Genomic DNA, 21,309 nt, shown 5'->3' with positions numbered 1-21,309 from the left:
GGTAACGCTTTAGCTGCCAGCTGTAGTTTCCACGGCAGCCACCTCAATCTTTTCACTAGCCCACGAGTATATGTCATGAGAAAACGACAAAAATGAAGGTACAATTTCCGGGTTATGGCCACCAGCCATATAATGGTTGCCATCTGAAAGCTTCACAGTCAATGCATTATCGCGGTTCTTAGTTGCGAATGGATACTTGCCTCCCCAGACTCCATACCGGGTAAGGAAAGCCAGCGCGAACTCAGAGTCAATATCGAGATGAAAGCCCGCTCTGTTGGCGAGTTCAACTAAGTCATGGCCAATCAGTATATTCGGGACTTTAGAGATCATCGCTATATTTTTCTTTACTTCTTTCTTATTTATAACCGCGATAAGCCCCTTCAAGGAATTTTCGATAGAAAGCGCACAATGGAAGAAGAATATATCCGTGACTCTGGGCGCTACCTTTACAGAGCATTGCCTCCCAATTATATTTTTCACTTCTTCGTACTGTTTAGCCACCACCGGGAGCAATAATTGAGCTGTATAGATATGTTCCCCGGCACTGCCAAGCCATTGCCTCGAAGTAATCGCGACTTCTGAAAAGTGGTCATTGTCTGACTCCCACCCTACGTCGCCATAAAATCTATTATTCTCTGCCTTTATCTTCATATTTAAGGCTCATATGTGTTAGGTATTTTCAAGCTCCAAAGCCAGATCGCTAGCGAATTTTGATAGATTCTTGTGGCATGCTTCTAGAAAAGGAACCACTTCGATTTGCTTACCGTAAAATTGTATTTTGTTATTTTCTGTGATCATTGTTTGACCTGAAACTGGCCCAACCGTAGTGGTTCCATCAGGATCTATAAAAACATCATCTTGAAGCACACCATTAACTCGGTTACGTCTCATTGTCACCTGCGACCCTTCGCCTACCTCTACAAGCGGCATACCTCCTTGATGAATAGTTCTACTCTTTTTGTTATCGGTTTTACTTAAGCTGTTATGTTTTGCATCGTTTGTTAAACCACATAGATCAACCAGCCAAGGATCACCACTTCTAAATGGCTGCATAGCTTGCACCAAAGAATGGATTGAGGGCATATGGTCCGATAAATTAGGGAGATTTCGCTTCACGCTATTCTTGAAGTGGTTTTCTCTTTGCCCATATGGAAAATACACCTTTTCTGGAATTTTATTATTGGTAAGCGTTTTCAATTTATTTTGCATATCTTGAGCTGCATAGTCGAGTACGCTTCGTAAGTTCTCCAGTGTGTTTTTCAACGCCACTTTATTTATGGTGCCATTTTTCGATTGCGCTGAAATAGTGGATATTTCCTTCTGAGCATGCTCAAGCAATTCCTGTATATCTCGATTATGCATCTGCACTCCCTATTGATGCCTAACGATAGCGTCAGGTGCGTCCCTTGACCGCATTTGTCAGGCTATTTTCTACGATAAGTCACCTGATGGAACAAGCTTTCCATCGTACCAATTTCCAGCATCGCTCCTACCAATGACTTCAAGAGCGCGTCTGATGCCTCGTAAAAGCTAGTCAATGCCATGGAAAAATCCATGATCTTCAACTCAGAAATAATTTCATACTGACGCAGAGCATCTGCCTCTCTGTGGGCAATAGTGTTATGCCTTGCCCCAGACACCTCATTCTCAATGGTTTTTCTTGCTTTCTTTAAATTTTTCAAAGCATTGACAACCATATTCTTTGAGGAATCAGATAATCCGGTCGATTCGTATATGAATTGCATCCGTCGCCCGGTGACTTTTCCCATATCCCACTCATAAATAGTCAAAAGCAACGCACGTAACGCAATATTCCTCTTTGTCTCATTTGGGTGCGCAAAAGCATCAGCTTTCAATGCTTGAATATCTCTCTCTGCAAGCAAAAAATACAAGCCAATGTTGAAAATTTGCTTCGTCGCAGGAAATAGATCCTGATTGACCTTCTTATATTCATTTACTGTGGTTTCAATAGCTCCATTTATGACTTTCTCTTTTTCGTTGAATTCCCTTTCCAGCTTACGATGGAGGCGCCACAAGAAAAAAGCTTTCGTCTGCCGGCCAAACTTTCTGTGGAACCTCATTCGAAACCAGCGTTCTTGGACGCTTCTATCCTTCTCAAGGAATCTACTGTTGAACATCAAACTTCCAGTGGTTTATTGCCTAACGCTTTGCTTACCGAAAAGTTAGGAGCGCAGCGAGTAACTTTTCCGCGTGCAGCAACTTGTTATGCAAATTTACTTCCCCCAGCCCTTTGGGAAGCTTATCGTTCCCGAAACCCCAACAGACTTGTCTTCGTCTTTCTTCTCGGTTGCGCCAGGTTTCTCCCCAATCACATTCCGCGTGTAAATCTGGCTGCTCGTGTCGAACGGTATTGGGGCTATAGTTGAAGGAAAATTTTCGTGCACATTCTCGAAGCTATAAATGTATCCAGATTCGGAAATGCTTAATGTAGCCTTATACACCAACTCGGACGCCCGTCTAAGCTCTGGCATGTCCACTGAATTTAGCATTGGAGCCAGCAAGGCTTCCCCCTCCCCAGTGAGCTTTTCAGCTGCTTTTGCATCCGTATCGTCCTCCAATGGATCAACAAATTTACCGGTCAAGTATTCTTTAATTGGTATCAAAGAGGAAATACCCTCCGACAACTTGGTGTCAGGGCTTGAAATTACCTTTGACAGGGTGCCGTCGCTATTAAGCTCTTGAGTTAGATCTCCGGAACCAAACCATGGGAGCGGGGCATTCAAGAAATATTTTGAACTTTCGTCCACCACCCATGAGGATGTTATTTTGTTTTCTATCTGAACTGGTGCAACCGATGAAAAGTCAGTTAGCCCGTCTATTCTTGAGAACGCCTTCAATAGCGCTTCAACCCTTGCATCATCAGCAAGACCGGGCTGCAATATAGCTTCCCTTACTCCGTTTAGTTCGCTCAACTGCGACTTCGAAATATGCTTCTCGATACCCTGCTTGTCTAATGGGAAAGTTTCGAATTTTCCATCTTTTTCGGTGACTAAAAACTTTTCCACAGACAGAGTTGCAACCAGCCAAGATCGAGAATACGACGTCACTTGCTTGTAAATTTCTTTCTTTGTATAGAAGGGAATTCCTCCAACATCGCTAACTGACTCAACTCCATCTTTCGTTACTTTTTCCTCAACCCAAACTGTGCTGGTACAACCAAGTAGGAGAAAGACCAATCCACTCACAATTAAAGCAATCTTCATATCTCGCCTCCTTTCAATTTTAAATTAGGCCAAAAGTGACGGCCTAACAGCTAATTCAGCGACAAATGACATCTATCCCGCCGGCGCCTAATTCCGTACCAGTTTTCGTCATCCTTTCGCTTTAAGTTTTATAAATCAGTGTACTAAAGGATAGACCAAGGGAGCGCTCCGTGGAAATAGGCGTCATTTGTCTTTTATTCGCGAGGCTTTTGTGTCTTCTAATTACGAAACTCTCACTAATTTATTTCTATAAATCAATTGGTTGAAATTTTTCTCCGGAGTTTTGCGTCATTTGTCGCTGAACTCCGGTGCAAATCTTCACCTCTCCAACCGTGCTCCGGCCTGGTACTCAATCACCCGCGTCTCGCGATAAACCGGGACAGATTTATTTCTGGTTCCGATTTATTTCTGGTTCCCGGTTTTCCGGTAGCGCTGGAGAGAGTGGAGGAGAAATTATTTACGAAGGTGTTTATCGTGACTGATCAAGTGGAGTTTATTTTTGCCTGCGCGATGTTCGTCGCGCAGCTAGCAAAATAGGAAACGTCAACGCCGAAGTTTCTCGCTATTTATTTCTTTGGGCGTTCATACCGACTTTGGGGCTTTTTTCATTTGGAGGAATTGCCGTAAGCGTCAGTCTTATTATCAGTTGATAAACCCACTGCATGGCGCTGATCCTCACATTCTGATAAGCGGCAACTCGTCATCATCACTGCCCAACCTGCGGGCTTCACGCACTTGCCTCAATACCCAAAGCAGATGCCGGCGCAGCTCCTTTATTTCTGGCTCTGATTTATTTCTGGCCCTCAATTGGCACACGATTCCTGCTCTTGAGATGCCTGAGAGGCCTTATCAAACAATAGTCGGGGACAGGCCTCGCGTTTTTTAGCCGGGCTTAAGAGCAAGGCCCGACTTCAACAGGCAAGACTTGCCCCCGGTTTTATAGAAGAAAATCGCTGCGGCCAGATGGATGCTTCAAGGGCTTTAACGGCGATTAGATAAACTCAATGGGCGTTAACGCCAACGTTGTAATCACCCTCGATTGTTACCTTGGTAAAGTCACCATCGCCTTTGTTGTAGGACCAAAGCTCTTTCCAACCCATGTTGTCAATCAGAACGAAGATGCGGTCACCCAGGGCAAATGCGTAGTCAACAGGACTGGGGAACGTATGCAGCGGCGCAAAGTCATTGGTGGCGCCGTTAAGTTGGTATACAACGTAACTACCGTAAGCTTCACGGGTCACCGCTATTACCTGATCGCCGTAGGAATACAGGTAGGTCTCACCCTCAAAACTGTCGATCATCTCCGTGGTCGCCGCGGTACCTTGTGTCCGCCAGATTTCAAAGGTGCTGGAACCCTCCGCTACCGCCACAAAATACGCCGTCGTGCCGTTGCTGACGAGGCTGCCAATATAAGTTGAGCCCAGCTGCAGGTTCTTGATCATCTGCGTGCCGGCCGTGGTGCCATCGCTGACCCAGATTTCAGAATTGTCATAGGTGGTATTGCTATCATCGTCAGCCGCATCGTTGGCCGAGAAAACGAAATAGTTCCCCACACTCACCAGATTTCCAATCCTCGCATCACTGTTCAGGTAGCTGGTCTCGTTGATATCCGCCAGGACCTTAGTGCCAGCCTGTGTGCCGTCGCTCTTGTAGAGGACATCCCCCTTACCACCGTCAGCGTAAAGTCCGGCGCTGCCCTGAAAGTAGAGGTCACCTTTGAAAATCAGGGCCTGGTCCGTACTAAAACCGTCGTTCGAGCTCACAGTGGAGTCGATCAATGTATCGTTACCAGCAGTGCCGGTGCCAACAAATACCTTGTGGTTGGTCCCACCCGAACCATTATCTTCAAGCGCATTGAAGATGAGCCGGCCGTCGTACACCAAAAAGTCTGATGGGTCAGCGTTGGAGCTAGTTGAGCTGCGTGTGTTGGTCACAAATTCAGGGCCGGTGCTTTCATTGACCAGCGTCCAGAGCGCTGTCCCCGGGTATGCCTGACTGAGACCGCCAAAGTACAGCGCGTTGTTGAAGACGATACCCTCAGCGCCATAGAAAATATCGTTCGCCGTTCCGGGGTTAAGGTCTTGAACCATATAAGTGCCATCGCTGCTCCCGTCGGTACGCCAAAGCTCCCGCCCATTGGTATCTGTGCGGGTGCTAAAAAAGGTAATACCGTTTATCTCACCAAAGAACATGGCATCCACTGCGCCGGTATGATCGATGTTCCTGACCAGCTTGGCGGAGCCGTCACTACCGAATCGATAAAGTCCCACATCATAGGATGTCAGATTAACCAGTTCACTGTAGGTATAGGTCGCGGGCTGTTCGTTATCCACAGATGAACTAACAGTGCCGTCCCCACAGGCGGTCAACACAGACACGGACAAACAAAGGGTTATATAACGTTGGAGCGAAATTCCCGAGCGGAAAATATTTTTCATTTTATCTTCTTATTGAGTCAGCCGGACAGGCCCGAATGGACAACATAACCAACTGTTGGCGAAGGCATTTAACTGCCAAAAATCCGTCAAACCGATCGCAGACGCGAACGGCAATCCAGGGTCAGGGTTCTGCATTCTGCCTTTAATAGCCGGGTAACGAAAGATGCAAATCCCGGGACTTACCCCCGGCGTTCACTCGCCTATTGCGTGGTGCGTGAGTAAAGAGACGCCCAGTTGTAACGGCCTCCCAAATCTGATCTGCCTTGGCAGTATGGCTCGCTTTCGTCGTGGGCTTCCATAACCAATCAAATAAATCTGTCCCGGTTTTGTGGTCCCGGTTTTGTGCGTCGAATTCCCCCTCACGGTGTTCCTTTCTCCAGCGTGACAGCATGAAAGGGTGAATATCCAGCGCTTCCGCAACGCTCTTCACACTCCGGTGGGCCTGGTGGCTCCACTCAACAGCTTTGACTTTGAACTCGGTGGTGTACTTCTCGGTTTTCTTGCCAGTCTTGATAGCAGGCATCGTTTTCCCCTTCGTCGGAGTTATCGATGCATGTCTACTGAAGCGGGGGAAGTGCAAATTTGCTTTCAAGCTCTTCGGCGTACCTACGGAAGATCTCGATTTTGCTCTTGAAGATCGCCTTATGGATCTCGAAAACTATCCTGTGATCACCCATTAAGGTCTACTCTCTTAGTGCATATAACAGCTAATTCAGCGACAAATGACATCTATCCCGCCGGCGCCTAATTCCGTACCAGCTTTGGTCATCCTTTCGCTTTAAGTTTTATAAATCAGTGTGCTACAACATAGACCAGGGGAGCGCCCCGTAGAAATAGGCGTCATTTGTCTTTTATTCGCGAGGCTTCTGTGTCTTTTAATCACGAAACCATCGCTAATTTATGAATACAAATCAATTAGTTGTAGTTTTTATCATTGCGCTCGAGGTTTAAGCAAGGCGGGAAAACAAAAAAGCCCCCGAAGGGGCCAAACAGGTTACAGATGAAGCGCCAGTCAATCAGTGGCTGATCATCCAGGGCCTCATGGAGGGGAACATTTTCTTCCCGTCGGCGGTGTAGAACAGCATCGACTTGCCAGGTTTGGGCGAGCCACAGCCACAACTGCGGCTGTGCTCTTTGTCGTTCTCCCGGCGGTCGGCGGTTGAAAACACCGGCTCGTGGCGGGAACGTTCATTCCTGTCCTGGGCCTTACGTTTTGCCGGGTCCATGGCTGCAATTTCCGGTGGTAGCACAATCACTCTGGCTGACAGCGCCTTGCAGGTGGGGCATTCCGCCGGTTTGGCGCTGTCGGCCATGGTCGCCAATGTGTTGAACAGACCATGCTCGCGGCACTTGTAGTCATACACAGGCATGGCTGTTACTCCTTATCTTTGGACAGAGGTACATCCATTCCCTCGGTGACCATCTTCTTCGGACCGTCAGCGCACGGGTTGATGTCGAAATCGAAGATGCCCGTTGGTAGCCAGAGCGTGGCACAGGCGTTCGGGATATCCACCACGCCGCTTATGTGGCCTTCCACGGGAGCACAACCCAGAATCGCGTAGGCCTGAGCCTTGGTGTAACCGAACTTGGTCATGTATTCGATAGCGTTCAGGCAGGCCTGGCGGTAAGCCACGTGCACATCCAGGTAATGCTGGCCGCCGTCTTCGTCTACGGAAATACCTTCAAAGATCACGTAATCGTCGTAACGGGGCTTGATCGGGCTGGGCTTGAACACCGGGTTCTTGATGCCGTACTTCTTGATGCCGTCTTTGATCAGGTTAACCCGCAGGTGAATCCAGCCGGCCATTTCGATAGCACCGCAAAAGGTGATCTCGCCGTCACCCTGGCTGAAGTGAAGGTCGCCTACCGACAGGCCGGCACCGTCTACGTACACCGGGAAATAGATCTTGGAGCCACGGGAAAGGTCTTTGATGTCGCAGTTACCGCCATGTTCACGGGGCGGCACAGTGCGGGCGCCTTCAGCACCTGCGGCTTTGGCGGCATCGCCTTTCATCTGGCCCATGTGGGCGGTATCGCCATTCGGCAGGGCCGCCAGTTCCGGCACGCGCTCAGGATCCGTCGCAACCAGCCCGGCCTCGCGCTTGTTCCAGGTGTCCAGCAGCTCTCTGGACGGCAAGCAGCCGATCAGGCCCGGGTGAATCAAGCCGGCAAATTCCACGTTGGGAATGTGGCGGGATTTGGTGAACATGCCGTTGAAGTCCCAGATGCTTTTCTGTGCATCCGGAAAATGCTCGGTCAGGAAGCCACCACCGTTCTGCTTGGAAAAGAAGCCGTTAAAGCCCCACTGGCTTTCTTTAAAGGTGCCGATATCGAGAATATCCACTTCCAACAGGTCACCAGGCTCCGCGCCTTCCACTCCAATAGGGCCTGACAGGAAGTGCACTTGGCTGAGATCCACGTCGCGCACATCGTCGGCGTTGTCGTCGTTCTTGATCTGCCCACCGGTCCAGTCGTAGCACTCGACGATGAAGTCATCACCGGGCTTAACAGTGGCCACCAGCGGAATATCCGGGTGCCAGCGGTTGTGGATTTTGTCGTTCTCATAGGCCGACTTGTTCAGATCAATCTTGATAATGGTTTCAGCCATAGCGGAGGCTCCTTGGAATGATTGGCTTACACGTTCAGGTAACAGCTTCACTATCCGAAATCCGGCCCCGGCGAGGTATTCGCGAAATACCCCCGGTGCCTACGTCATTCGACGTATTGGTGCACGGTGACCACCCTTCCCTGCACATCGGCTTCAAACCGGTTACAGCCGGGATACTGCAGCAGTGCTCTGGCCACCACCGGTTCCAAACGCTGGCGGAAGGCACGCAACATCTCCCGGGCGCCATAACGGGCATCGTAGCCACGGCACAGTTCGTCCCTAAGCTTAGTCGACAGGGACAGCTCTGCGTGTTTTTTGGCCAACCTGTGATTAAGACCCGCCAGCTCGATATTCAGCAGAGCTTCAAGCCAGTTATCAGTGAGACTGTTGAAGGTAAGAATCTGGTCAATACGGTTCAAAAATTCAGGGTCGAAATGCCGGCGCAGAGCGGTATCGCGTATGGTTTCAACGTTGCCGGGTGATAACCCGAGCCAGCGGCGCCAACCTTTCTGATAGCGCTGTTCGTGCGCCTCGGCATCCAGCGCCCCGGCGTTACTGGTCATGAAAATCAAGGTGTTGCGGAAGTCGATCTCTCGGTTGCCGGAGGGGAACACCAGCCGGCCGGTGTCCAGAACGTTCAAAAGGGTGCGGACTACTTCTTTGCTGGCTTTCTCTATTTCATCGAACAGCACAATGCCAGGCTTGCTGAACGAACCCTGCACCTTGTCCAGATCGAACAGGCTGTGGCCTTCCTTGCTGCCAACATAACCTGGCGGTGCGCCGGTGAGTGCGGCAGCGTAGTGTTCCTGGGCCAGGGTGTTCATATCGATGCGGCACAGACCATCCCGATTGCCGTGAATGGCTTCGGCGATCAGGCGAACGGTTTCGGTTTTACCGACCCCTGTGGGGCCAAGGAATAAATGTACCGCCAGCGGCCGGTTTTCCTCACCGATGTCGGCTTTCACCCGCACCAGCATGGATTCCATGGCTGCCAAGGCATCATCCTGGCCGACAATGTTTTCCCGCAAGCGGGACATAACGACATCTGGCTCAAAGCGGAACCGGGAAGCACGAACCGGGCCTGAGGCGGCCCGGTTCTTTTCAATGGCTTCCCGATTGGCTTCCAGCCGCTCATTGATACACGGCATCAGCGCCTCCCGGCTTTAAGCTCCTGCGGATTTTTCCTTGCCATCGAACGGCAAGGTTCCCACCGGGCATTCGGCGGTGCCAATGGTCTTACGTGTCATCGCCTCTACGTTCTCCTGGGCCTTCTGAGCGTCCATCACCCAGGTGCGGTAGAACTCGAACGGGCAGTCGGCCACGCCCTTGTCGCCGTCACCGGAGCTGTGAACTCCGGTATAGCCTCGATGCAATAGCTTGAAGAGGTGGTTCTGGGACTGGTCATTTGCCCGCGCATCGCGAATCTGGCTGATAGAAAGCTGGGCATACTGGATACCCATGTCTTCCTCGCCACACTCACCCAGCGTGCGGCCATCAAAGCCAATGATGGCGGAGTGGCCGAAGTAGGAGTACACCCCGTCAAAGCCAGATGCGTTGGCCACCGCCACGTAGCAGTTGTTCGCCCAGGCCATGCTCTTGGACATCATCACCTGCTGCTCCTTGGCCGGGTACATATAGCCCTGACAGCGTACGATCAGCTCGGCGCCTTTCATGGCGCAGTCTCGCCAGATCTCCGGGTAGTTGCCGTCATCGCATATGATCAGGCTGATTTTCATGCCCTTGGGGCCTTCGCTTACGTAGGTGGTATCGCCCGGATACCAGCCTTCGATCGGACACCAGGGGACGCACTTGCGGTACTTCTGAACAATCTCGCCTTGATCATTGATGAGAATCAGCGTGTTGTAAGGCGCCTTATTCGGGTGGTCCTCGTGACGCTCACCGGTCAAAGAGAAAATGCCCCAGGTATTCGCCTCACGGCAGGCGGCGGAGAAAATGGCCGTTTCGTCACCGGGAATGGTGGCGGCGGTTTCCATCATCTCGTCGTTGTCGTACATGATGCCCATGGTGCTGTATTCCGGGAACACCACCAGGTCCATACCCGGCAGCCCCTTCTTCATACCCTTGATCATGTCCGCAATCTTGCGGGCGTTGTCCAACACTTCGGCCTTGGTATGCAGCCTCGGCATCTTGTAGTTCACTACCGCCACGCCAACGGTATCGTTGCTGCTGGAAATATCACCGTGTCTCATAGATTACTCTCCCGAAAATCTTACTCAGAATTTTGGGCCGCCGCAGCGGCTTGCACCAAACTAAACGGCCAGATAACTGGCAATCTTCTCCTGATCCGCCTCGGCCCGGCTCTCTTCGTGGACGATGGCGCCCTTCTCGATCACCAGAATCCGATCCGCCGCATCCATCACAAAACTCAGCACCTGTTCCGACACCACAATAGACAAGCCACGCTCATCCCGGATGCGCCGGAGGGTCTGGGCGATTTCCTTGATGATATTGGGCTGGATGCCCTCGGTGGGTTCGTCGAGCAGCAACACTTTGGGCCTGGTGGCCAGAGCGCGGGCGATAGCCAGCTGTTGCTGCTGGCCGCCAGACAGATTACCGCCGCGACGGTTCTGCATTTCCTTCAGCACCGGGAACATCTCATACAGATCCTCCGGCACCTTCTTCTCGCCCACGGCAGCCAAGGCAGCCTCAATGTTCTCGCGCACCGTCAGGGTGGGAAAAATCATCCGTCCCTGGGGCACAAAACCGATACCGGCACGAACCCGTTGAAAGCTCTTCAGGTTGGAAAGATTGGTGCCGTTGAGACTGACTTCACCGCCCTTGGTGGGGATCATGCCCACCAAGGATTTCATCAGCGTGGTCTTACCCATGCCGTTGCGGCCAACCACGGCCACAATCTCGTTTTTATCCACATCGAGGTTCAGGTTCTCGATGATGGTGCTTTGGCCATAGGCCACCGAATGATGTTTGATGTTTAGCATGATCAGTGCCCCAGGTAGACTTCGATGACTTTCGGATCCGACTTCACGTGTTCGATGGACCCTTCCGAGAGAACCTTGCCCTGGTGCATAACTGTGACCCGGTCAGCGATGTCGCCGACAAACTGCATGTCATGCTCAACCACCAGAACCGTGTGGTCCTTGGTGATCACCCTGAGCAATTCCGCCGTTTTCTTTCGTTCTGCCACAGACATGCCGGCCACCGGCTCATCCAGCATCAGCAAGGCCGGCTTCTGGATCAGCAGCATGCCGATCTCCAACCACTGTTTCTGACCGTGGCTGAGCATGGCTGCTGGTTCGTTCAGGACATCCGTAAGAAAGATGGTTTTCGCCACGTCTTCCACCGCCTCAATAACCGCCGTATCCCGCTTGAAAGCCAGTGCGCCTATCACGCTGTGGCCTTGTGGATAGGAGACCTCGAGGTTTTCAAACACCGTCAGGTCTTCGAATACAGACGGGGTCTGGAACTTCCGGCCCACGCCCGAATGAACGATCTGGTGTTCTTTGAGCTTGGTCAGTTCCTTGCCCGCAAATTTGATGGAGCCAGTTGTCGCTTTGGTCTTGCCACAAATCAGATCCAGCACTGTGGTTTTGCCCGCTCCGTTAGGGCCGATGATGACCCGGATTTCCCTGGGATCGAGATAGAAGGACAAGTCGTCCACCGCCTTGAAACCATCGAAGGAGACGGTCAGGCCCTCAACTGCCAGCAAAAAATCCCCGCTGATGCTCTTAGCTGTGCTCATCACGATTTCTCCGGGCTGTAGGTGTCGTTCATCGGGCTATAGTCATCCACCTTTTCAGCGGTCTGCCTGGTCGCCACAGGCGCGGTTTTACTCTTGTTGCGCTTGAATACCTTATTCTCCAGGGGCATAACGTAGCTCTTGTAGAGCCCCGCAAGGCCATCCGGGAAAGCCAGCACTACACCAATGAACAGGGCACCCATAGCGAAAGGCCAAAGCTCTGGGAAGGACTCGGAGAAACCACTCTTGGCAGCATTCACCAGCAGCGCGCCGTAAACAGCACCAAGAATGGACAAGCGGCCGCCAAGGGCACAGAAGATGACCATCTCGATGGAGGCAACGATGCCGATGAACGACGGCGACATGAAGCCCACCAACAGTGTGAACAGCGCGCCGCCGATGCCGGCAAAAGCCGCTGCCAGGCAGAATACAAAGATTTTGAAAGCTGCCACGTCGTAGCCGGAGAAGCGCACCCGCATTTCCTGGGCATTCATGGCGACGAGGATACGGCCCAGTTTCCGGTTCTGAACAAGGCGCGCTGCGAACAGGCACAGAAAGAGCATGCCGACGCAGATGAAATACAGGATATTCCTGGCCTCATCTGTGCGGATGTCCCAGCCCATCAGGGTCTGCAGATCGGTAATGCCGTTCACGCCACCGGTATAACCCTGTTGCCCGATAATCAGGATGGTCAGGACCGCAGCAATAGCCTGGGTGATGATGGCGAAGTACACGCCGCCCACCCGCCGGGTGAACATGGCAATGCCGATAACGAACGCCAGCAGAACCGGCACACCAATAACTGCCAACAAGGTGAACGAGAAGCTGTGGAATGGTTCCCAGAACCAGGGCAGCTCGGTGAGCTGGTTCCAGTCCATGAAGTCCGGAATACCGGGTGTGGATTGAATCGCCGTGGCCTCCGGCGTGGAGGCCTCCAGCTTCAGGAACATGGCCATGCAGTATCCGCCGAGGCCAAAGAACACCCCCTGGCCCAGACTGAGAATACCGGCCTTGCCCCAGCACATGACCAAGCCAATCGCAACGAATGCATAAGTCAGATACTTACCCACCATGTTCAGGCGGAACGAATCCAGGGTAAGCGGTAAAAGAACCACCAGCAGAAAAGCCAATGCCAGGTAATACAGTCCCTCTCGGGAAACAAACCACTTCATAAGGGATGAATGCTTCATGACAATCTCCTAGCGACGGACCTTCAGGGCCATGAGTCCTTCCGGACGTATCATCAGAATTCCGATCACAACCAGCAGGGTCAGGACCTTGGCCATAGAACCGCTGAGGAAGAATTCCATGGTGGACTGGGCTTGCGAGATACCGAAGGCAGATACAATCGTGCCGATCAGGCTTTGGGCGCCGCCAAACACCACAACCAGGAAGGTATCGACGATGTAAGCCTGGCCTGATGACGGACCGGTTGAGCCGATCATGGTGAACGCAGCACCGGCAATACCGGCAATGCCGCAGCCAAGGGCGAAGGTAGCCCGATCTATGCCAGCACTGTTGATGCCCACGGCTTCCGCCATCGGGCGATTCTGAACCACCGCACGAACTTTCTTGCCGTACCCGGAGCGATACATAAGCAGGTACACACCCACAGCGACCGAAAGCGCAATGATCATGACGAACACGCCGTTGATTGGCAGGTCGACCATGTCGGTCACCGGAATAGCTCCCATCATCCACTCTGGCAGGTCAACACCCACTTCACGGGCACCAAAAATAGAACGGTATGCCTGCTGCATAATCAGGCTCAGGCCCCATGTGGCCAGCAGGGTGTCGAGGGGGCGGTGGTAGAGATGCCGTATCATGAGCCACTCAACGAGTGCTCCCAATGCGGCACAAATAAAGAAAGCCAGAATCATGGCAACAAAGAAATATCCGCCGAAGAGTCCTGGCAGATAAGATTGGAAAAATCCGGATGTCAGGTAGGTTGTGTAGGCACCGAGGATCATGAATTCCCCATGAGCCATGTTGATCACACCCATCTGACCAAAGATGATCGCAAGGCCCAAAGCCATCAGTACGAACACTGAAAACAGGGAGAGCCCGGCAAACCCCTGCATGGCAAATATCGACATCAATTCACTGCTGGTGTAGCCATCGAACATGACTCTTACTCCCCGTTCAAACCAATATGCTTAGCGTTTTGGAGACAATAGACGCCGGCGCCTCAGGGCGCCGGCGGTCCAAACTTACTGGTAACCCTTAGGGAAAGGATCTGGCTCCATCAGTTCTTCGGTCTCGTAAACCACTTTGTACTGGCCATCAAGCTGAGCCTGACCGATACGGGTTTTGGACCAAAGGTGATGGTTCTCGTGGATGCGAACGTAGCCTTCAGGCGCCTTGTCGAACTCAATGCCAGCAAACTCTTCGCGGATCTTGTCGATATCGAAGGAACCGGCCTTCTCAACCGCTGCCTTCCACAACCATGGGCCGAGGTAGGCCGCCTGGGTAACGTCACCGATGACCATGTCATCGCCGTAGGCTTCCTTGAAAGCCGCAACAAACTCTTTGTTGTTGGCGTTATCAAGGCTCTGGAAGTACTTCATGGAGGCGTAGATACCTTCCACGTTCTCACCACCGATACCGCGGATTTCGTCCTCGGTTACAGAGATGGTCAGCAGCAGAGGCTTCTCATCGGTAAAATCAACACCAGCGGCTTTCATTTGCTTGTAGAAAGCTACGTTGGAGCCGCCCACAACTGATGCGAAGATCACGTCCGGCTTCCGAAGCTTGATCTTGTTGATAACCGAGTTGAACTGGGTGTGGCCCAGTGGGTAGTACTCTTCACCCACCACTTTGAGACCCAACTTGTCGATGTGCTTGCGCGCGATTTTGTTGGAGGTGCGTGGCCAGATGTAATCCGAGCCGAGCAGGTAGAATGTCTTGGCACCTTTGGTTTCAACTGCCCAGTCGATACTTGCGAGAATCTGCTGAGTAGCTTCCTGTCCGGTGTAGACAACGTTGGGGGACTGTTCCAGGCCTTCGTAGAAGGTCGGGTAATACAGCATGCCATTGAACTGCTCAATCACCGGCAGGATGGCTTTACGGGATGCCGAGGTCCAGGCACCGAAAATAGCCGCTACGTTGTCCTGTCGCAGCAACTTACGGGTTTTTTCCGCGAAGGTCGGCCAGTCACTGGCGCCGTCCTCCTGAACAAATTCAATCTGGCGACCGAGTACGCCGCCGGAGGCGTTAATCTGATCAATGGCGAGCTTTTCAGCCTGCACCGAACCGATCTCACTAATCGCCATTGTGCCGGTGATCGAGTGCAAAATACCGACCGTGACGGTGTCATCGGTAACCGCCAGTCCTGTGGTGTTGACCTCAGCTGTGCTCGGCGTCGCCGCTTGCACAGATGTAGCCAGCATGACGGACGCCGCCAGTGTCATCAGGCTCTTTCGAAACCCTGGCCCCTTTCCATCTGACCGCCTGGTGGCGGTTGTATCAGTCGTACCCATGGTGAATCCTCGCAGTGTTTGGAAAGCCGGTACTGCGCTTCCTTCCGAAAGCACAGCGCCTACCCCAAACATTCTGCTCGGCCCCTTCATAGGCGCCCATTCGGTAATCGCCCCAGCAGACTACGTCATTTGACGCATTCCTGAACGCCTTCTTCGTAGGCTAACGCCCAGCCGCACCAAATAATCGCGTCCGTTTATTCCAGCCCGCCATACTTTGGCACAAAAGTTGTAAAGACTTCCTTGTACACCATTTAGAGGCTCCAAACCGCACCAAAACCGGGCACTCCTCAGACCACACAGGCAATGCAGCAATGGCCGCACGACAAAATATTTTTCGGGTTAGGCGCCAGTACAACCAATGGGTTGCCAATCAGACGCTAGAAGATTACGCCTTGCGCTTTACCGCCAAGAGCGCCCGGCGCTGGTCTGCGGGAAGGGTCGCCAACACCGCACTGGGTGCAATCTCATTCCTGGCCATGGAGGCCATTGGCGGCTCCATCACCCTGTACTACGGCTTCGATAATGCGGTGGCTGCGATTCTTGCGGTCAGCCTGGTGATCTTTCTGACCGCCATCCCCATCAGCTACTACGCTGCCCGCTACGGTGTCGATATTGATCTACTCACTCGGGGCGCTGGCTTTGGCTATATCGGCTCAACCATTACATCGCTCATTTATGCCAGCTTCACGTTCATTTTCTTCGCCATAGAAGCCGCCATCATGGCCATGGCCCTGGAAATGCTGTTCGATATCCCCCTGGTGATCGGCTATCTGATCTGCGCAGTGGCCATCATTCCCCTGGTGATACATGGCATTACCACGATCAGCCGGTTTCAGGTCTGGACCCAGCCTGTATGGATCCTGTTACAACTGGCTCCGTTTGTATTCATTATCTATGCAGATGCCTCCTCCATCGGCGATTGGACCCAGTTTGAGGGGCTGAGCCCGGTTGCCGGACAAGGGCTCAATGTTATGGCGTTCGGTGCCGCCGCAGCCGTTGTCTTCTCGCTGATCGCGCAAATTGGCGAACAGGTAGACTTTCTCCGCTTCATTCCGGAACCCCAGAACCTCAAGGAGAAACGGCGCTGGTGGTTGGCCGTGATGGCCGGTGGGCCAGGCTGGATTGTCATCGGCATGCTCAAGACTCTGGCCGGTTCATTTTTGGCCGTGCTGGCACTAAATCAGGGCGTTTCCGAAACAGAGGCGGCCGACCCAACCCAGATGTACCTGGTGGCGTTCAACTACATCACTCATTCCCCGGAAGTTGCCCTGGCCATGGCGGGCATTTTCGTTATTCTATGCCAACTCAAAATCAACGTAACGAACGCCTATGCGGGCTCGATTGCCTGGTCAAACTTCTTCTCCCGCCTGACCCACAGCCACCCCGGCCGTGTGGTTTGGCTGTTTTTCAACGTGGCGATTGCGTTGCTGGTCATGGAGTTGGGCGTATACCGGGCACTCGAGGAAACATTGGGGTTTTACGGCATCATTGCCATCGCCTGGGTCGGCTCATTAGTGGCTGATCTTGTGATCAACAAGCCGCTCGGGTTCAGCCCCCCGCATATCGAATTCAAGCGGGCCCATCTTTATGACATCAATCCAGTAGGGGTTGGAGCCATGCTCACCGCATCCGTGGTGGGTATTACCTGCCATACCGGCGTTGTTGGTGAATACGCTCAAGCACTGTCTCACTTTATCGCCTTGGGCGTAGCGCTTATAACTGCGCCGCTCATCGCCTGGAAAACGAAAGGCCGTTTTTATACTGCTCGCCCCTTCGTGCTCCTCGCCACAGATCACCAATTGGTGCAGTGCACCATTTGCGAGCACAAATTCGAACCAGAGGACGTTACCAGCTGCCCAGCCTATGCCGGCATTATCTGCTCATTGTGTTGCTCCCTGGATGCCCGCTGCGGTGACGTCTGCAAGCCCGGAGCTGGTTATCAGGAGCAGCTCCAGCAGTTTCTCGGTAAGTTGATTCCCCAATCCATACTGAGTCACCTGCGCTCGCGGCTTGGCCACTTTCTGACGCTCCTGTTCCTGATCAATGGTTTATCAGCCCTGCTGCTGTCGCTGATCCACTTCAAGACACCCGTCGCCTCGACACCCGAGGCCCTGCTGTTATCAGCTACCTTGTGGAAAGTCTTTTTTATCCTTTTGATCATCACCGGGGTGATCTGCTGGCTGTTCGTACTGGCCCATGAAAGCCGAGTGGTGGCTGAGGAAGAATCCAGTCGGCAAACCCGCCTGCTGATGGAAGAAATCGTTGCACACAAACGAACCGACCAGGCTTTGCAACAAGCCAAAGAACAGGCTGAAGCAGCCAATGGCGCGAAAAGTCGCTATCTTACCGGGATCAGCCACGAACTCCGGTCACCGCTCAATTCAATTCTGGGCTATGCCCAGCTAATGGAAAACGATGAGGCGATACCCGCTCACCGCAAAGAAGCCGTAGGAGTAATCCGCCATAGCGGAGAGTATCTGGCCGACCTGATTGAGGGATTGCTGGACATTTCCAAGATCGAAGCCGGGCGGCTTGACCTTCACCGGGATCAGGTACGCATCGGGTTACTGATGGAGCAGATGGTTACCATGTTCCGGTTGCAGGCTGAAGAGAAAGGGCTGGCCTTCGACTACCATTGCCTGAACCCGCTGCCAGAAGTAGTGACCACTGATGAGAAGCGCCTGCGCCAGATCCTGATTAACCTGCTGTCCAACGCCATCAAGTACACTGATCACGGGAGCGTTTCTCTGACTCTACGTTATCGTAGTCAGGTAGCGGAATTTACCGTTCAGGATTCGGGCGAAGGAATTGCAGAGGAGAACATTGAGCGTATTTTCCACCCCTTCGAGCGTATCCGCCTCCCCGGGGAGAATCGCATTGGCACCGGCCTGGGACTGACTATCACCCGCCTGCTCACAGAAATCATGGGGGGAGACATCAACGTGGATAGCAAACTCGGCCATGGCAGCACTTTCAAAGTCAGCGTGATGCTGTCCAGTGTGCACAGCTCCACGCCACGCTCCACCTCCGCTCCAGCCCGTCGGATTTATGGCTACCAAGGCGTCAGGCGTAAAGTTCTGCTGGTCGACGACGACACGTCACAGCGTCAGGTAATTCGCGCCATGTTATCGCCGCTTGGCTTCGAGATTACAGACATCGGCAATGCTCTCAAGGTTCTGGCAACGGTTGAAACACAACGACCGGATCTTGTCCTGATGGACGTATCCATGCCCGGCCAAACGGGCTGGGAAGTTCTCGAGCAGTTACGTTCTCAAAAGCATACTATGCCAGTAGTCATGGTGTCCGCTGATGCCAACGAGGGCCATCACTCGGTGGAGTCCACCCCCCTGTACGATGGCTACATCGTCAAACCCGTGCGTCTGAACCTGCTACTGGACACCATCGCTCGCGTACTGGAGCTTGAATGGCGATTCGAAAAAAGTGCCGAACCGCTGGCCCCCATCCTCCTGCCCGAGGCCGGTGTTTTGCCGCTTCCAGACATAGCGCACCGACTAACGCTGGCGAGTCTGGCTCGAATAGGTCATCGCAAAGGCCTTCTGGAATCCCTGCACGGTCTGAAACACAGCGGTGAAGCTGACGAGCGCTTTACTCTTGAGCTGACCAGTCTCACCAATGATTTCCAGTTTGAGAAAATTATTGAACTCCTTAAGGTAGCCGAACATGAAGCCTCATGATGACCGGAAAACCGTTGTAATGGTCGTAGATGACGCGATCGACTCCATCCGAATGATCAGTGATGCGCTGGAGGAAGCGGGCATGACCGTACTGGTGGCTCTGGAAGGCAACCAGGCCCTGACCATCAGCCAGAACATCACCCCGGATGTCGTGCTCATGGATGCGCTCATGCCGCACATGGATGGCTTCGAAACCTGCAGGCGACTGAAGGAAAATCCGGCGTTCACCGATATCCCTATTATCTTCATGACGGGCCTGAGTGATACCGAACATGTCGTGATGGGTCTGAAAGCTGGCGGCGTCGACTACGTCACCAAGCCCATCAACACCACTGAGCTGCTGGCACGCATGGATGTGCATCTGGCCAACGCCCGGATGACACGAAGTGCCCGGAGCGCTCTGGATACCGCGGGCCAAAACCTGTTTGCAGTAGACCGGGAGGGCAATTTGCTTTGGGGCACGCCCCAGGTGTGTCGGTGTCTGCCAGACATTGGCCACCCGGACTTTCTCGTGATCCGCACCGAACTCGCGGAATGGCTCAGCCACAACCTGGAGCCCGGGCACCAGATGCCTTTACATGCTCTGGACGTCCAGCACTCGGTAGAATACCTGGCATTGGTGGATGGCCGGGAGTACCTGCTTCGACTGAAAACACCGCAGAACCAATCCAGCGCCGCCGCAGCCCTGAGAGAACGGTTCCAACTGACACTGCGAGAGTCCGACGTGCTGTTGTGGATAGCCAATGGCAAGACCAACCGGGAAATAGCGCAAATTCTGGAGATGAGCCCGCGCACCGTGAACAAGCATCTGGAGCAAGTGTTCCGGAAGCTGGGCGTCGAAAACCGGACTTCTGCTGCAGCCAGCGCGATTCGCTTGCTGGCCACACAGTAGTCGCATCGGTTCATTTCAGCGATCACCACCCCCATACAACCACCTGTTACACTCTGTTCAGGCTAGACTGGTCGGTATGAATAACCGATATACGGTGGTGATCATTTGAAAAAGCTACTCCTGATTTGTGGCATGGCTCTACTGATGGCGGCTGTTTTCAGCACGATAGCCCAGCCCGTTCCCATTGAACAGAAGCTGATTAGCATTCACGCCAGCGACGAGCTCGGTGATTTCCCGGGCATTGAGCACGAATCAGTGGAAATGCAGGCAATATTGCTGGATATGTCGGATGACCCCCTCCTGCTTTTGAAAGCTCAGGCCGCGTTCATACGTTACCCCGACATGGCCCGGGATCTGTTTCCACTTTACGCAGCAGAGCCTGAATTTCGGGATGTGTTGAAGCGCTATGGTGAAGATGCTCTGCCGCCCATTCAGCATTTCGTTAACCAGCCCATCAGCACCATTGAATGGATGCACAAAGCATCGCGTCAGTATCAGGCAGCCAAACGGTACTTTACCGACGTTCCGGAGGCGACAAAGCCTGACAGCCAGCCATCCGGCGAGCGCCAAGACCTGACACCGGAGGAACGGGGCTGGTACGCCGTCAACTTCATTCATAGCGAAGGCCACGACTTTCTTGGTCAGTTTATTGTCGACAACCAGGGCATCACCAAGTGGATCGGCACCGAGCGGGTGCTGGAAGGTGTGAATCAGTTTTTCGCCAGTGGAATCCGTGATCTTGAGAGAAACTACCGCTTCGGAAATGAGATCACCGCCGGCGACATTGGCTGGGCATCGGTGGATGTGCTGGTTTTCGCCAGTGCCGTCAAACTGCTGCGTGTGGGGCGTGTCGCCGCCGCAACCACAAAGAATGCAAGTCGCGGCACTCGTTCTGCCGCTCTGGCAGCCCGGGTTACACGCAGCGGAAAAATGGTTCTGAGCAGCACCCGTTACGCCAAATGGCCCGTTATTATCGGCGCCGGCTATCTGGTTGTTGCCCATCCCAGCATTATCAATGATCTGTTCGCCGGTGTGGCGGATGTACTCGGCTATCCGGTGCTCGTGGTTCAGTTTGTGGGCTGGTTGCTGCTGCTTATTCCCGGGCTCTATATCGGCAGTTGGCTGCTATGGTTGCTGGCACCGCTTTTGATGGGGCTATTCCGGGCCTTGAGCCATCTGGTGGCAATCCTGAGCGGCCGGCGGCATCGTCATTCCGGATACGGTAAGCTATAACGCAACCTTAAAGCCTCATCCC

General features: G+C 53.0%; 18 protein-coding genes. 3 read left to right on the top strand and 15 right to left on the bottom strand.

Going from position 1 to position 21,309, the window contains the following annotated elements; all coding sequences use genetic code 11:
* Positions 1–9 precede the first annotated feature (9 nt).
* The 15 genes from FFI90_RS00230 to urtA form a co-directional block, all read right to left on the bottom strand.
* Positions 10–651: a HEPN domain-containing protein gene (locus tag FFI90_RS00230; RefSeq protein WP_144775394.1), complete on the bottom strand. Its 642-nt coding sequence runs from the start codon at positions 649–651 to the stop codon at positions 10–12.
* Positions 652–669: 18 nt separating this feature from the next.
* Positions 670–1,362, bottom strand: a complete 693-nt coding sequence (locus FFI90_RS00225) for a hypothetical protein (protein WP_144775392.1) — start codon at positions 1,360–1,362, stop codon at positions 670–672.
* A gap of 62 nt (positions 1,363–1,424) precedes the next feature.
* Entirely contained in the window at positions 1,425–2,138 is a 714-nt protein-coding gene (locus FFI90_RS00220) for a hypothetical protein (protein ID WP_144775390.1), read from the bottom strand.
* Positions 2,139–2,234: 96 nt separating this feature from the next.
* Positions 2,235–3,224 (bottom strand): hypothetical protein, encoded by a 990-nt coding sequence (locus tag FFI90_RS00215; RefSeq protein WP_144775388.1) that lies wholly within the window; start codon positions 3,222–3,224, stop codon positions 2,235–2,237.
* A gap of 1,001 nt (positions 3,225–4,225) precedes the next feature.
* Positions 4,226–5,557, bottom strand: coding sequence for a hypothetical protein (locus FFI90_RS00210; protein ID WP_186317890.1), 1,332 nt, complete (start codon positions 5,555–5,557; stop codon positions 4,226–4,228).
* Positions 5,558–5,804: 247 nt separating this feature from the next.
* Positions 5,805–6,185, bottom strand: a complete 381-nt coding sequence (locus FFI90_RS20460) for a transposase (protein WP_144775384.1) — start codon at positions 6,183–6,185, stop codon at positions 5,805–5,807.
* A gap of 493 nt (positions 6,186–6,678) precedes the next feature.
* Positions 6,679–7,032: an FmdB family zinc ribbon protein gene (locus FFI90_RS00200; protein WP_144775382.1), complete on the bottom strand. Its 354-nt coding sequence runs from the start codon at positions 7,030–7,032 to the stop codon at positions 6,679–6,681.
* Between the two features lie 5 nt (positions 7,033–7,037).
* A complete protein-coding gene (gene fmdA / locus FFI90_RS00195) occupies positions 7,038–8,270 on the bottom strand; it encodes a formamidase (RefSeq protein ID WP_144775380.1) in 1,233 nt (410 codons plus the stop codon).
* A gap of 104 nt (positions 8,271–8,374) precedes the next feature.
* Entirely contained in the window at positions 8,375–9,418 is a 1,044-nt protein-coding gene (locus FFI90_RS00190) for an AAA family ATPase (protein ID WP_144775378.1), read from the bottom strand.
* Between the two features lie 15 nt (positions 9,419–9,433).
* Entirely contained in the window at positions 9,434–10,480 is a 1,047-nt protein-coding gene (locus FFI90_RS00185; protein ID WP_144775376.1) for an aliphatic amidase, read from the bottom strand.
* Positions 10,481–10,540: 60 nt separating this feature from the next.
* Positions 10,541–11,230 carry an urea ABC transporter ATP-binding subunit UrtE gene (gene urtE, locus FFI90_RS00180; RefSeq protein ID WP_144775374.1) on the bottom strand — a complete coding sequence of 230 codons (690 nt, stop codon included), beginning with the start codon at positions 11,228–11,230 and terminating at the stop codon, positions 10,541–10,543.
* 2 nt (positions 11,231–11,232) lie between these two features.
* Positions 11,233–11,991 (bottom strand): urea ABC transporter ATP-binding protein UrtD, encoded by a 759-nt coding sequence (gene urtD, locus FFI90_RS00175; protein ID WP_186317889.1) that lies wholly within the window; start codon positions 11,989–11,991, stop codon positions 11,233–11,235.
* Positions 11,991–13,178, bottom strand: a complete 1,188-nt coding sequence (gene urtC, locus FFI90_RS00170; protein ID WP_144775370.1) for an urea ABC transporter permease subunit UrtC — start codon at positions 13,176–13,178, stop codon at positions 11,991–11,993. The genes urtD and urtC overlap by 1 nt, the downstream gene beginning before the upstream one ends.
* 9 nt (positions 13,179–13,187) lie before the next feature.
* Entirely contained in the window at positions 13,188–14,114 is a 927-nt protein-coding gene (urtB, locus tag FFI90_RS00165) for an urea ABC transporter permease subunit UrtB (protein ID WP_144775368.1), read from the bottom strand.
* Positions 14,115–14,198: 84 nt separating this feature from the next.
* A complete protein-coding gene (urtA, locus tag FFI90_RS00160) occupies positions 14,199–15,377 on the bottom strand; it encodes an urea ABC transporter substrate-binding protein (protein ID WP_246123377.1) in 1,179 nt (392 codons plus the stop codon).
* 401 nt (positions 15,378–15,778) lie between these two features.
* On the opposite strand from urtA, the gene FFI90_RS00155 reads away from it, so the two are divergent.
* The 3 genes from FFI90_RS00155 (at position 15,779) to FFI90_RS00145 (ending at position 21,287) form a co-directional block, all read left to right on the top strand.
* The gene (locus FFI90_RS00155; protein ID WP_144775364.1) at positions 15,779–19,162 is read left to right on the top strand and encodes a hybrid sensor histidine kinase/response regulator; all 3,384 of its coding nucleotides are present in this window, start codon (positions 15,779–15,781) and stop codon (positions 19,160–19,162) included.
* The gene (locus FFI90_RS00150) at positions 19,149–20,054 is read left to right on the top strand and encodes a response regulator (RefSeq protein WP_144775362.1); all 906 of its coding nucleotides are present in this window, start codon (positions 19,149–19,151) and stop codon (positions 20,052–20,054) included. The genes FFI90_RS00155 and FFI90_RS00150 overlap by 14 nt, the downstream gene beginning before the upstream one ends.
* 105 nt (positions 20,055–20,159) lie before the next feature.
* Positions 20,160–21,287 (top strand): hypothetical protein, encoded by a 1,128-nt coding sequence (locus FFI90_RS00145; RefSeq protein ID WP_144775360.1) that lies wholly within the window; start codon positions 20,160–20,162, stop codon positions 21,285–21,287.
* The last annotated feature ends 22 nt before the right edge of the window (positions 21,288–21,309 follow it).

This window comes from Marinobacter maritimus, assembly GCF_007671675.1.
Taxonomy (GTDB): domain Bacteria; phylum Pseudomonadota; class Gammaproteobacteria; order Pseudomonadales; family Oleiphilaceae; genus Marinobacter; species Marinobacter maritimus.
This window is presented reverse-complemented; position numbering and strand designations above follow the sequence as displayed.

Coding starts and splice junctions, on each gene's coding strand:
- FFI90_RS00230 (WP_144775394.1), bottom strand. CDS start 651: ATGAAGATAAAGGCAGAGAATAATAGATTTTATGGCGACGTAGGGTGG.
- FFI90_RS00225 (WP_144775392.1), bottom strand. CDS start 1,362: ATGCATAATCGAGATATACAGGAATTGCTTGAGCATGCTCAGAAGGAA.
- FFI90_RS00220 (WP_144775390.1), bottom strand. CDS start 2,138: ATGTTCAACAGTAGATTCCTTGAGAAGGATAGAAGCGTCCAAGAACGC.
- FFI90_RS00215 (WP_144775388.1), bottom strand. CDS start 3,224: ATGAAGATTGCTTTAATTGTGAGTGGATTGGTCTTTCTCCTACTTGGT.
- FFI90_RS20460 (WP_144775384.1), bottom strand. CDS start 6,185: ATGCCTGCTATCAAGACTGGCAAGAAAACCGAGAAGTACACCACCGAG.
- FFI90_RS00200 (WP_144775382.1), bottom strand. CDS start 7,032: ATGCCTGTGTATGACTACAAGTGCCGCGAGCATGGTCTGTTCAACACA.
- fmdA (WP_144775380.1), bottom strand. CDS start 8,270: ATGGCTGAAACCATTATCAAGATTGATCTGAACAAGTCGGCCTATGAG.
- FFI90_RS00190 (WP_144775378.1), bottom strand. CDS start 9,418: ATGCCGTGTATCAATGAGCGGCTGGAAGCCAATCGGGAAGCCATTGAA.
- FFI90_RS00185 (WP_144775376.1), bottom strand. CDS start 10,480: ATGAGACACGGTGATATTTCCAGCAGCAACGATACCGTTGGCGTGGCG.
- urtE (WP_144775374.1), bottom strand. CDS start 11,230: ATGCTAAACATCAAACATCATTCGGTGGCCTATGGCCAAAGCACCATC.
- urtD (WP_186317889.1), bottom strand. CDS start 11,991: ATGAGCACAGCTAAGAGCATCAGCGGGGATTTTTTGCTGGCAGTTGAG.
- urtC (WP_144775370.1), bottom strand. CDS start 13,178: ATGAAGCATTCATCCCTTATGAAGTGGTTTGTTTCCCGAGAGGGACTG.
- urtB (WP_144775368.1), bottom strand. CDS start 14,114: ATGTTCGATGGCTACACCAGCAGTGAATTGATGTCGATATTTGCCATG.
- urtA (WP_246123377.1), bottom strand. CDS start 15,377: ATGCTGGCTACATCTGTGCAAGCGGCGACGCCGAGCACAGCTGAGGTC.
- FFI90_RS00155 (WP_144775364.1), top strand. CDS start 15,779: ATGGCCGCACGACAAAATATTTTTCGGGTTAGGCGCCAGTACAACCAA.
- FFI90_RS00150 (WP_144775362.1), top strand. CDS start 19,149: ATGAAGCCTCATGATGACCGGAAAACCGTTGTAATGGTCGTAGATGAC.